This is a genomic window from Affinundibacterium amnicola, assembly GCF_014284275.1.
Classification (GTDB): domain Bacteria; phylum Pseudomonadota; class Gammaproteobacteria; order Burkholderiales; family Burkholderiaceae_D; genus Undibacterium; species Undibacterium amnicola.
In genome coordinates, this window is the sequence record NZ_JACOFU010000007.1 from 133,187 (window position 1) to 145,809 (window position 12,623).

General features: G+C 45.5%; 12 protein-coding genes. 7 read left to right on the top strand and 5 right to left on the bottom strand.

Going from position 1 to position 12,623, the window contains the following annotated elements; all coding sequences use genetic code 11:
* Positions 1-110: 110 nt before the first annotated feature.
* The 3 genes from H8K33_RS15915 to H8K33_RS15925 form a co-directional block, all read right to left on the bottom strand.
* Positions 111-1,217 (bottom strand): serine hydrolase domain-containing protein, encoded by a 1,107-nt coding sequence (locus H8K33_RS15915; RefSeq protein ID WP_246443669.1) that lies wholly within the window; start codon positions 1,215-1,217, stop codon positions 111-113.
* A 94-nt stretch (positions 1,218-1,311) separates the two neighbouring features.
* On the bottom strand, positions 1,312-2,157 hold the full coding sequence (locus H8K33_RS15920) for a helix-turn-helix domain-containing protein (protein ID WP_186892036.1): 846 nt from the start codon (positions 2,155-2,157) through the stop codon (positions 1,312-1,314).
* A 232-nt stretch (positions 2,158-2,389) separates the two neighbouring features.
* Positions 2,390-3,607 (bottom strand): Fic family protein, encoded by a 1,218-nt coding sequence (locus tag H8K33_RS15925; RefSeq protein ID WP_186892037.1) that lies wholly within the window; start codon positions 3,605-3,607, stop codon positions 2,390-2,392.
* Positions 3,608-4,187: 580 nt separating this feature from the next.
* On the opposite strand from H8K33_RS15925, the gene H8K33_RS15930 reads away from it, so the two are divergent.
* The 4 genes from H8K33_RS15930 to H8K33_RS15945 all read left to right on the top strand — a co-directional run bounded on the left by H8K33_RS15930 (position 4,188) and on the right by H8K33_RS15945 (position 7,421).
* Complete coding sequence (locus H8K33_RS15930) at positions 4,188-5,294, top strand: MerR family transcriptional regulator (protein ID WP_186892038.1); 1,107 nt, start codon at positions 4,188-4,190, stop codon at positions 5,292-5,294.
* 75 nt (positions 5,295-5,369) lie between these two features.
* A complete protein-coding gene (locus H8K33_RS15935) occupies positions 5,370-6,707 on the top strand; it encodes an MFS transporter (protein WP_186892039.1) in 1,338 nt (445 codons plus the stop codon).
* A 116-nt stretch (positions 6,708-6,823) separates the two neighbouring features.
* Positions 6,824-7,120, top strand: a complete 297-nt coding sequence (locus H8K33_RS15940; protein WP_186892040.1) for a type II toxin-antitoxin system RelE/ParE family toxin — start codon at positions 6,824-6,826, stop codon at positions 7,118-7,120.
* A gap of 1 nt (position 7,121) precedes the next feature.
* Positions 7,122-7,421 (top strand): addiction module antidote protein, encoded by a 300-nt coding sequence (locus H8K33_RS15945; protein ID WP_186892041.1) that lies wholly within the window; start codon positions 7,122-7,124, stop codon positions 7,419-7,421.
* Positions 7,422-7,840: 419 nt separating this feature from the next.
* Here the strand turns inward: H8K33_RS15945 and H8K33_RS15950 are convergent, their stop codons facing one another.
* Positions 7,841-8,284 carry a hypothetical protein gene (locus H8K33_RS15950; protein WP_186892042.1) on the bottom strand — a complete coding sequence of 148 codons (444 nt, stop codon included), beginning with the start codon at positions 8,282-8,284 and terminating at the stop codon, positions 7,841-7,843.
* 342 nt (positions 8,285-8,626) lie between these two features.
* Here H8K33_RS15950 and H8K33_RS15955 point away from each other — a divergent pair, with 342 nt between their 5' ends.
* From H8K33_RS15955 to H8K33_RS15965, 3 genes are all read left to right on the top strand, one after another.
* Complete coding sequence (locus H8K33_RS15955; protein ID WP_186892043.1) at positions 8,627-10,036, top strand: alkaline phosphatase D family protein; 1,410 nt, start codon at positions 8,627-8,629, stop codon at positions 10,034-10,036.
* 83 nt (positions 10,037-10,119) lie between these two features.
* A complete protein-coding gene (locus H8K33_RS15960) occupies positions 10,120-11,187 on the top strand; it encodes a hypothetical protein (protein ID WP_186892044.1) in 1,068 nt (355 codons plus the stop codon).
* 85 nt (positions 11,188-11,272) lie between these two features.
* Positions 11,273-11,815 (top strand): hypothetical protein, encoded by a 543-nt coding sequence (locus H8K33_RS15965; RefSeq protein WP_222613453.1) that lies wholly within the window; start codon positions 11,273-11,275, stop codon positions 11,813-11,815.
* 116 nt (positions 11,816-11,931) lie between these two features.
* Here the strand turns inward: H8K33_RS15965 and H8K33_RS15970 are convergent, their stop codons facing one another.
* Positions 11,932-12,525, bottom strand: a complete 594-nt coding sequence (locus H8K33_RS15970) for a GNAT family N-acetyltransferase (RefSeq protein WP_186892046.1) — start codon at positions 12,523-12,525, stop codon at positions 11,932-11,934.
* Between the last annotated feature and the right edge of the window lie 98 nt (positions 12,526-12,623).

Below are 12,623 nucleotides of genomic sequence, written 5' to 3' on the forward strand. Positions count from 1 at the left end.
CTCAACTTGTGTAGACGTCAATGCCTACAAAGGGGAAGGCTGGGATAGATTTCAATCAGATATTCAAGCATCCTTTGCTAGATTTAACATCATCAAAAGAAATTAGCACATTATTCAAGCGCACCAAGAATATGCTCAGCAATTAACTTATCCGTAATCTGATGCGGACTACGCACGCCATAATTGGTCGTCGTCACCAACGCCACGATATCTAGACCAGGAAAAACCACCACCTTGTTACCACCCGTTCCCGCCATTTGATAGGATTGATGTGTCACACCTTTTGCACTATATGGATACAACCACAGCAGATAGCCATACTTGCGTTGTTCATCAACCTCCGCCTGTGGAGAGACGGATGCCTTTACCCATGCGGCTGGCAATATCTGCTTTCCATGCCATGTGCCACCATTGGCAAGTAGCTGTCCAAGTTTCAAAAGATCACGACTACGCAAGCCTAAACCGCCACCACCTTGCGCCAAACCCAAAGGGGAAAATTGCCATTCCGTCTTGGTGATACCCAAAGGCGCAAACAGAGCTTTTTGTGCAAAATCCTGCAACGGCATTTTGCTCGCACTTTGCACCACAGCACCTAAAGTCGTGGAGCCAGCCGTGCAATAACTAAACGAGCGTCCATAAGGCGATGCAGATGGTTTGGGAATCCATGCTGGAAAACCTTTAATCGGCAGATCAAGATAAAACTTCACCCAATCTTCAATCAGATACATGCGCTCTTCATTGCCGCGAGAGAACTGGTTTTGATCATCGCACTCCAGCATCGAGCTCATCGTCAATAAATCTTCAACGGTGATTTTGGCCTTGCGTGGATCAGGATTTTCTATTGCAGTCTTCCGTTTAACATGACTCAAGATAGGCGTCGTGAGTGCCATATGACCACGATCAATCGCCGCGCCCGCTAACATGCCGGTGACCGTCTTCGTCGCAGATCGGGTATTACGCAATCCCTCTACCCCATCAGCATCATAATAAGATTCAAAAACAAGCTGGCCACGTCGGGCGATCAATACGCTGGTGACCTGCTGGAACGTTCCCTTTTTGATCGCTTCATCCATCGCAGCCAATTTTGCCGCATCTAATTTTTGCGAAGCGGGTGATTCTTTTACCCAATCGTTTTTATCATTTTGGGGATGGGCGATTGCATGGTTTTCAAGCAGGGCTGCACTTAAAAGAAATCCTAGGGCATATTTACGATTCATATCAAAACTCCATTCGCTAAGTCATTAAATCATTAAGTCAAACATTAAGTCATTCAGTCGTTCAATTACGTGAGCCAAATCTTGAACGATGATTTCAATTGAGTCTTGGATATTTGAAACCTGCTTTCAAACCACTCAGTTTCGTAAAACCAGTCGGCGTTAAACCCCACTGCTGTAAGAACGCCCGATTCAAATGACTTTGATCACAGAACCCACAACTCAGCGCGATGTCCGTCAATGTTTGATCACTCGTCATCATCAATTGCGTGGCACGCTCAACACGACGCCGCCGCAAATCATCACCAGGAGTGCAACCCAAATGACGAAGATATTGGCGTGCCAGATAAACGCGGTGTACGCCGATCGCATCCGCGATATCGGCAATACCCAAATCTTCATCCGACAAATCCGCAATCATTTCCTGCGCGCGTTGCAACCATGGCGGAGGATTTGGTGACAAAGGAACTTGCAGATTCAAACTGCTTAAGATGTTCAACGTTAACACCTCCAAATCGAGCTTAACTGCATCACGCGTAGCTGCCGCTTTTAGCAATCCAAACGCCTGTTGAATCACCAACGGATCGTGATTGCGGAGGGCAAAATCAGGCAGCTTGATTTGCTCGTACAGATCACGCGAATCTTCTGCATCAAAACTAATCGCAAAGAACCAACCACCCTCGCCCGCGAAACGATCGCGATGCACCACATCCGGCGGGTTATACACCAGCACAGGTCCTTCACGCTGCGCTCCCGCCGCCGAAGTCACATAACGACCACGCGTCGCCAACACCATATGCGCGCCAGCATGGCTGTGCTCTTTCACCTCATGCTCAGGCACCGTGGCACGCAAATGACTCAAACCGATACGCGGAAAACGTCGGTCAAATGCATTCGTGCCGTAATACTGCCCAGAAGGGAATTTCTCTACTTTATCTTTCATGCGCAATGCCTCAATGATCTTGGAAATACATCCATTCCAAAACACGATAGTAAAGACAAGCGAGTACGCTTTCCATCGGCATCAGATCAAACGGCAAATCAGAAGCTTAGGTTGCGTAATTGGGGGAGTGAAACAGAGTTTGGAGAATATGTAGCATTTGTAGGGCGAGTGCAACCCGCGCCGCACACCTAGCGGTCATAAATACAGTGCGTTTTGACGGTACGGTTTGCGTCTAATCAAGGCTCACCTCTGCCTCTGGCCACAAACGAGGAAACAAGTACTTAAATTGCGCCATCGGCAGAGCAAGCTCAACTGGCCCTTTAGGTGACTTTGACATCACAATTCCCAATTTAAACAGGTCGACCAAAACACGATCCGCTGTGCGACTAGATAAACCCATCATGCCCTTAAATTTGGTGCGCTCCAATGATGGGATCATAGCTAAGTAAGCCAATGGTGCAGCAGCTTCTACCTTCAAAGCTTTGGTTGCGTCTCTGGTTGATTCCGCCGCCAACATCTGCGCTAATCGGGCTTCAAAATTGCCGATTTCAAGCATGTCACTCATAAACGCAATCTGATCAAGACACACCGTCATAAAAAATTCGATAAACGCGATCAAACCTTTTTCAGTCAACACCCCACGACCGTCATAATCCCCTTGCCGATCACGATCTGCCTTAATCAAGTGCTCATAATATTTATCTTGTGCCCGCGCCAATCCGCGCATAGGCGACCACAAGCCTTGCGTCAATCCCAAAGCATGCAAGCCCATATGTGTATGCAAACGCGCTGTGCGCCCGTTGCCGTCTAAAAATGGATGTATCCAGGTCAAGCGATGATGTGCCGCTATCAGCGCAATCAAAGCATTTTCTCCCGCGGCAGATCGCTCATACGCCTGACACCACGCCTCCATAAACAATGGAACAGTCGCGGGATCTGGCGGGATATGCTGCCCAACTTTGACACCCGCCTCACGCCATTCGCCAGGATGAACTATCTGTTGGATACCCTCATCGCTTATTTGCGTCAAATCATCCAATGTCAATTGCGCATGCAAATGTGCATGAATCGCTTGCACGATCTCAGGCTTAAAAAAAGTAGCTGCATCAAAAATAGGATAATGCAATTCACCTGAGCGCTCAGTCTCAATATGGGCAATCGCCACCCGCTGCTTACGCGCCTCATCTGGCTGCATAGAAAAATCCCGGTTCATCGCCTGCGCAATCAATAAGGGCGTCGTATGCTGACTTTCTATCTTATTCGTATAAAACGAATTCATCGGTCGCAAAGTCTCTCGCAATAAGCTGCGCAACTGCGGCAGCCCTTGCGCTGGCAAATCTTTAGCACGGCTAATTAATTGTGCCGCTAATGGACGCAAGGCATCTACCTTCGCGCCACTGGGCAACAAAGGATGCATTTGATGCGGACTGTGATAGTGATATTTAGACATATACTTCCCATGCAAATGGTGAATACATTGACGACTAATTTGACGACTAATTTGGCGACTACGTTGGCGAATATTAATACAAATTGAAAATTAATGAAATTCTTTTAAAACCAATGACTTACAAAATCGTAGTCGAATCTATTGGCGAATATTATTCATAATAAAAATAAAGAGAAAACAAATAGAGATATTGAGTCATCAAGACCACGTTAATCGTTATACCGGATTAAGCATTAACTCAATTTTTATTGCTTGGAATTTGTACTTTTAGCTCCTTTCTCTTCAAGGGGAAGATTGGGATGTGGACAAGGATGGATTATGGTCGAAACCTTAGAAATTTCGACGTAAAAAATGAGACTCATTCCCACCCTAGCCCTCCCCTTGAAGGGGGAGGGAATTTAATGCTTGCACAATTTTCATTTTAAGTTAGCGCCGTTAGTCATGCGAAACGGCAAATTCATCCTCAATCGAAAAAACAATAAAAACTTCAACTCCCCCTTGACCCTGACACTACGTCAGGCTTTATAGTGTGCTGCATATCCTATTCATGTTCGACCTGAAGCAGTCAAAGAGGCGCCCTATGTTGTTAAAAATTGGCGAATTAGCCCAACGCACTGGCATTACCGTACGCACCTTGCATCACTATGACAAGCTGGGATTGCTTACTCCCTCGGTGCGATCTGAGGCCGGTTATCGCTTATACAACCGCCATGACATCGCCCGCTTACATAGGGTTCAAGCGCTGCGCCGTTTGGATTTATCCTTGCAAGAAATTGCTGAATTAATCCAAGGTGATACTGCGGATCTGCGTGGTGTTATTAGCCAACAAATTCTTAGTCTGGAAGAGCAGATCAAACAAAGCCAAGAGCTGCGCGAACGCTTGCTGGAATTAGACGAGCAACTACAACAACATGACCAGCCGAATATGGATTACTGGTTATCCACCTTAGAAATGATGAGCCTGCGGTCTAAATATTTCAGCCCCGAAGACATCGCCCTGTGGCGTCAGCATAAGGATGTCAGTAGCGGAAAAATGGACATGGCAATGCAACCCATCGTGGCGCAAATCCGCGAATTCATGGACGCAAAAATCCCGCCAAGCGCACCGCAAGTTTTAGTGCAAGTACAAAAATGGTTAGAGACCGTGCATCAATCGGTGCCCAATCCGCGCCTCTTAAAAAAATTCGCAGACATGCATAGAGACGAGCCGTCCATACAGGCGATGAGCGGCGTCGATAACGCCATGATGGATTACATCAATGTGGCAGCGATAGAGATCCGTTACCAAATCTATCGACGCTATTTGAGTGAAGAGGAATGCCAATATTTTCGTCCCTCATTTATGCGCAATATGGACAACTGGACGGAGCTATTTATCGACCTCAAAAAATTCATTGATGCCGGAGTTGAAGTCACCGATCCAATTGCCTTAAAGCGCATTCAAGATTGGCGCGCTATGTTTCTAGATGCATGGGGTAACCGTGTTGAAACGGTACAAAAGATCCGGCAAATCCATGAAAAAGAACCGCGATTAACTATAGGCGGTGGCTTATCGCAAGAAGTGCTCGACTACGCAGGCAAAGGCATACGTTATATCGAATCGCAGAGTTCGACAGCATCAACTTCACCCAAAACGGCTGAAACGATTCCAAAAAAATCGCTGAAGAAAAAAACACTACCGCAATAAGCATCTAAGCAAATACCACAACACATTTTCCAGCCAAGTCCGGCGGACAAGGCTATTCCTTTATCTGGAGTTTTTATGAACAACAACTCAAAGCCAGCACGCGGCTTTATGCGTGACCGCAATTTTCTATGGATGCTGACGGGCGGTATCACCTCTATGCTAGGCGATCAATTCACGCTGATTGCCCTGCCCTGGCTGGTGCTGCAAATGAGTCAAGATACATTCACCTTGGGCATCGTACTGGCATTACTCGGCATCCCGCGCGCACTCTTTATGTTGATTGGTGGTGCGGTCGTGGATCGCTACGATCCCAAATCGGTGATGATGGTGACCAAGTACATCAATACCGCGTTACTGGCGATTCTGGTTGTGCTATTAATGACTTCCAGCCTGAGCTTGTGGATGATCTACCTAATCGCCTTGCTCTTGGGATTATCAACCGCGTTTAGTATTCCTGCGGGAACCTCGATGTTACCGCGCGTAGTCACCGCGGAACACTTGCAGGCGGCCAATGGCATGATGCTGGGCTTACGCCAGATCACTTTCTTTTTAGGACCTTTGATGGCAGGTGGTTTAATCGCGCTATTAGGCGATCATGCGACGGCATCTCAAGCAGGTCAGGCTGGGTTAGCGACGAATTTAAATGCTGCGAACATGATGGATATCGCCGACAAAAAAGGTTTGGCGATGGCATTTTTTGTCGATTGTTTTAGCTATGGATTTTCTGCATGGACTTTATCGCATGTGAACATGCTCGCCATCAAGACCGATCAACAAGCATCCAAGCAATCCTTAATCAGCGCGACCATGAGCGGACTGCGTCATTGCTGGAACGACACCATGATGCGCACCTGCTTTTTGTATTGGTCCGCCATCGCATTTCTCATCATGGGGCCTATGCAAATCGCCATGCCTTTATTGGCACAACAACTAGGGAATAACGCTGGTGTACTGGGCCTATTAGCCGGGGCACATGGAGCAGGAACGCTGCTAGGTATGGCGATGTCGTCTGTCTTTCCCAAGCTAAGACTAGGCAGTTTGGGCAGCACGATCTTACTCATAGATACTTTAGTCGCGCTGCTATTTATGCCTATGGGATTGATCCACGTCCCATGGCAAGGCGCTGCAATTTTATTAGCCATAGGCGCACTCGGCGGCTACCTACACGTGGCAGTCTTCACCTGGATACAACGCCAAGTACCACCCGCCATGCTGGGACGTGCGATGAGTATTTTCATGTTCATTTTTATGGGCATCAGCCCCGTCTCGGCGGCACTGACAGGCTGGCTAATGCACAGCATCAGCCTCACCCAATTATTCGCAGGTAGCGGCGCATTGCTGATCGTGATTGTGGTTATCGCGTTGCTGATGTCGCCGATACGACAGATGCGTGATGCTGGTAAGGTGATTTAAATTTCAAATAAAAGTGTCTTTTTATATACTTAAATAATTTAAAATGATGGTTCATCCCTTGCAAGATAAAGGAAAACTACGAATGTTTATTGTGTATAAAATGGGATACACTTAAAATGTATCAGATCAAAACAACGCATCGCTTTGATTTATGGTTTGAGGCATTAAAAGATCGCAGTGCCAAAGCACGTATACAAATGCGAATTGACCGCGCCGAGTCAGGTCACTTTGGCGATTGCGAGCCAGTCGGCAATGGTATCTCAGAAATGCGTATTCACACGGGCGCTGGCTATCGTGTTTATTTCAAACGATCTGGTGCGGAGATTATTATTTTATTAGTCGGTGGCGATAAGAGTACACAAGCAAACGATATCAAAACTGCGTTGAATCTAGCGCAAGAACTAAGGATCTAAAATGAGCACGTCCGCACTACGCAATTGGGATTCCGCTGAACATCTCAAAACTGAAGAAGATATGTTGCTGTATCTGGATGCATGCTTCGATGAAGCAGGTGACGACGCAGCCTTCATCGCCAAAGCCTTAGGCAACATCGCAAAGGCACGCGGCATGACAGACCTAGCGCGCGACACAGGACTAGGAAGAGAAAGCCTCTACAAAGCCCTATCAGGAGAAGGCAACCCCAGCTTCGCAACTGTGCTCAAAGTTATGCACGCACTCGGCTACAAATTACATCCTGAATTAGCAGATGCTTGAGAAATCAGAGTTTAGATCAAATGCAAGCAAACCCTTTCAGCGTCATTAGTTGACGCGAATAGCACACTGCTGTAAGGAGTAAATTTCTTAACTCCCTTCTCCCGCAAGCGGGAGAAGGGTCGGGGATGAGGGAGGCTCAGATTTAAATAAAGTCATTGAAACCTAATTGATTATAGATTTATGCCTTTCAAATACTTTGTACATACTGAACCACCCTCACCCTAGCCCTCTCCCGCTTGCGGGAGAGGGAACTAACACCCCACCGCACCACCCAACACAGACCGCGTCATATCAAACGCTAAACCATAATAAGGCCGCCCATTAAATTCAAACTCACCAATCACCGTCATCCCCAGCTTCTTTGTATGCGCATCGAAGTGACGACAATGCGGAATGCGGATTGAGACGATTAATAAAAATCACGCCAATCGGATAGCGCTAACACATTCCCAAACGCATAGTCTCAAACAAAGGCGGAAACACCCCCAGCCCGCGATACGCCGCATCGACACACACACAGCACCGTACTGAAAAGAATTCGCTTCCGTAATCACCTGCCCTTCAAAATATAAAGCAGGCAAACGCGCCAACATAAACAGAAAAATCGGCCGCTGCGAAAAGTAAGCCCAACTCCCCGCCAAGGCATAGCCGATCACGGTTTCTAATTGATCAACTGCGGAAGTTTCAACCGCAACAAACACCTCGCCAAAGAGCAATAACTCTTCAATCTGCGCGACAGTAAATGCAGTGGTGACAAATCCTTTCTTTTGTTCTGCTTCGCTGAGGTTGATTAATAGATTGCGGCTTTGCAGAGCAAGGATGCCGGTAACGTCAGAGGATTTGGCTGTACGGCTTTTTTGCATTTCAAATTATCTAAGTAAGATCAAAATTTATGCATCACTTCACGTGAAAAATATTGCCACATTGCATGTACTCAAAGTCCCCCTTCTCAGCTTGCCGTGTAAATTTACATGAAAAAACACGCAAGGGCGGTGCAAACACGCAAAGAAACGTAGCGATTTAACCCCAAATTCCATGTTCTCGCGTGGCATGAATTATGCATAGATTGACTATCCAAATCGAATTGCATGGATCGCACTACGCCCATGCTTTTCTCTTGGGGTAACCAGCAACACCTGTCACGTCCGTAACAAAATTTTCCTCGTCCACTATTTCAAAATAAGTATCCTAGCTAAGGAGAAGAAATGAAATTATTCAAACCAACAGTTGGCCCCATCGTTGGCTATACCACCGAGAACGAAGCAAGAATCTGGTTTCGCGGCGATCTCGAATCAGATGGTGACACTTATCGACGTTGCTTTGGTGTCGTGCAATGGAACCAAAAAGGTAAACCTGGTTCTGAAAAGAAAATAAAGCTCACCAAGCTTTCGCCAAACTTTGACATGACTGGTGTTTTCCCCCTGACAGAACTAAAAGCAAACACCGAGTATGAATACAAAGCTGCTTGGTTCTCTGGCGATATGGAATTAGAAGCCGCTGAATCGATTTCTCAATTTGACTGGGATAAAGTTGATACTTGGACTTTAAAGACCTCCACTGCGCAAAAAACCTCGGCACGTTCATACATCGTCGGCTCGTGTCGATATTTACTAAGAGTCTTTGGACTTTCCATCTTTGATGATCGCGGTGACAAAGCATTTCGATCTATTTTGGCACAGCATCAAACAAACCCTGTTCACGGAATATTAATGGTCGGTGATCAAATTTATGCGGATGATTTGAATTTCCTAGCGCCAGACAAATCCTTAGAGAATTTTTTCAAGCGCTATCGTGTTGCCTTTACACAAGAACACATACAAAAATTGATGGCGCAAATTCCGACCTACATGATTTTGGACGATCATGAAATCGAAGACAATTGGCCAGCAAAGGCAGACTCCAAAGACATGACCACACTCTACCCAAGTGCGATTCATGCGTATCAAGTGTATCAATGCAGCCATAGCCCCGTATTTTCACTCGACAGTGATGGTTGGATTTCAGGTACACCGAAACACCTTTGGTATAACTTCTCTGATGGATGTGCTGATTGGTTTGTGATGGATGTTCGTACCGAACGCATATGGAGCGAGGATGCCAGCAAACGCCAAATGATCAAAAAACATCAAATGGACGCCCTCTTGAAATGGCTATCTGATGGTTCTGGCCGCGCAAAAATGATCGTCACTTCCGTACCTTTTATTCCCGACTTAGAAAGTGACTCTGATGACAAATGGGGCGCTTTCTTACCTGAACGTACAAAAATACTGAATTACATTTTTGAACAAAAAATCCGCAAAGTCAGTTTCGTTTCAGGCGACGTACATTGCTCATTCACAGCGCAACTAACTTGCCCTGATGACCCAGAGTTTAAAGTGTTTACGATCATTTCCTCATCGTTCTTTTGGCCATATCCACACATGGAAGAAGGCGACTTTGTTTTAAAAGGTAAGCTAGCCAGTAACGAAAACCGCAATTATGTCGTCGGCAGTGCGTCGAAACTCTATTCGGACGACAACTTTGCAAGATTAGATATTGATAAAGATGGCATTACCGTGACTTACTTTGAGCGAAAAGGCGAAAAATTAGGTAGAGCGGTGAGACTAGCTTTCTAATCGAGTAAGGTAAGCATATCTCTCAGTGTTACAAGAGTTCATTTTTTTCACATTGGAATTCCAACGAATTTAGTGAGGAATATATGTTACAGATTTCAATTTTTATCGGGATGTTTTTCTTATGCGGATTAACGCACGGGCAATCTATGCCTACATCAAAATCAAAGATTCAAATGACAGATGACCAAGTTTCTGCTCTAACTAAAAATGAAAAAAATTTGGCGTTAAAATCCTTTCGAATAAATAAGTCTCAATCAACGAATGAATTTTTGAAAACGCAAGGCTACAAAGACGATCAAGATAGTCTTGACGCCTTTTACAAGCTAAACCCTGAATTAACTGCATCAAAAACCTTAAAAGTCGATGAGCGCGTTCACTTACTGCTGCAAAATCAAAGCACGAACAATCTGGCAAACAAGACCAACCTAGGGGAAATCAAGCCTGGTGCAATTTTTGAAAATGATGTGATACGTGCGAAAACCGAGGTAGACAATATACAAAAAAATCTGAAATTGAACCTGCCCAATCAATCAAATTTGCAAACGCAACTAAAGCAAACCCAAACAATAGTAGAAGCAGCTGAACTATTAAGAGACAACGATTCAAACCTCTCCGGTATTGAAATAGCGCTGTCAAAATTCTATATAGACGATGCTTTACGAGAAACCCAAAATATCAGCAATTCTTCACATCCTGATCCAACTGCATTCATGCGAGCCAACGAAACGGCTCAAAATTTAAACGAAATAAATGCCAATATACGTGCACGAAGATCGCCGCATGATATACGCACACTAACCGTCAATCTTAGAGCATCAACTGCTGCTGCGATTCCAGAACCCATGTGGGTATATGTTTTACCTACAGCAGTTTTTGATAGTCCGACCTTTTACACGCTAGATGAAATTAAGAGTTACTTGCGCACTTTTACATTTTCAAAGGCAACCTCGCCAGCGATTGGAGAAATCGCTAGAAAAGGAGTGACTTTATGGTTAGGGCCAATACACGCCTACGAAGAAATGGCCAATTTGGTGCAGAAACGGAAAATTGCCAAGTCTTACACATCAAATAGAATCACGATGAGTTCCACTTCTGCCGCATTAGATTTAATTTGGCCAGATGATGTAAATGTGGTGACTCAACATGAGTAAGAGCGCGCACTTCGCAGGCTTAACGGCCATTCTTGTAGGTGCTGCAGCCGTTGTTAGCACGGCATTTGGATTGGCCGACAATTTTTTGCTCAGTATTTTGCCGCCGATTGAAAGCGCGGTACACACCGTCAAGATCGTGTTTTTCGTCATGATCTGTTTGTTTCTATTTTTAACTGTCTTTATCCGAAAAAATTTACGCGTTACCACGCAAAAAAAGCTCGCAGTATTAGCGCTATTGCTAACCATAAGTGCGTTGGTAAATTTTTTATTCTATCAATCGCATCTTAATACTTACCAATTTGAGTTTAACGACGTACGGCAAATTCGTGGTCGCTTCCATGAAGAAGGTATCAAACGTTTATCAATTGAGTCGTGCGCCGAAGATCTTTTAGAAAAAGCTAAACCGCTTGATGCGTGCCCGCGGCGAACGCTAGAAGATTTCTTAGACGGATGGCCGAATATTGAAATAGTCAAAAAAAAGGAAGTACTTTGGACTGTTGAATCTGAAAAAGCAGTAGCACAAGAACTGCAATTTTTTTACATCTCAATTGTGATGCTGTTTAGCTCCGCGTTATTTATTCTGGGGCTTATTTCATGGCGAGCAAGCAGACAAAAGACTTCTGATTAAATGCCAGCTAACGCTGCGATGGTGATCTACTATGAACAGAAATCTAATCGCTATCGCAGCAACAAGCCTATAAAATATCAGACAGGTGCGAAGGATAGATGTCACAGACAAAATCCTTAAAGCACCGCACCACCCAACACAGAGCGCGCCATATCAAACGCCAAACCATAATAAGGCCGCCCGTTAAATTCAAACTCATCAATCACCGTCATCCCCAGCTTCTTCGTATGCGCGTGATAGGAATGCGGATTGAGACGATTAATGAAGGTCACGCCAATCGGATAACGCTCACACATCCCCAAACGCATAGTCTCAAACAAACGCGGGAACACCCCCTGCCCGCGATACGCCGCATCGATACACACAGGGCCATACTGAAAAGAATTCGCCTCCGTAATCGCCTGCCCCTCAAAATGTAAAGCAGGCAAACGCGCCAACATGAACGGAAAAATCGGCCACTGCGCAAAGAAAGCCCAAGTCCCCGCCAAAGCATAGCCGATCACAGTTTCTGATTGATCATTTGCGGAAGCTTCAACCGCGACGAACACACCGCCATCCGCCATTAATACTTCAATCTGCGCGACAGTAAATGCGGTGGTGACGAAGCCGTTCTTTTGTTCTGCTTCGCTTAGGTTGCTTAATAGATTGCGGTTTTGCAGAGCAAGGATGCCGGGGATGTCTGTTGGTTTGGCTGGGCGGGTTTGGGGCATTTTGTTTCTTTGGATTAAATTGCGACGAAATTTTACGTGTAACTTTACATGCCAAACCATACTTATTTCGTAACGATACGATGAATTTGGTAGACTCA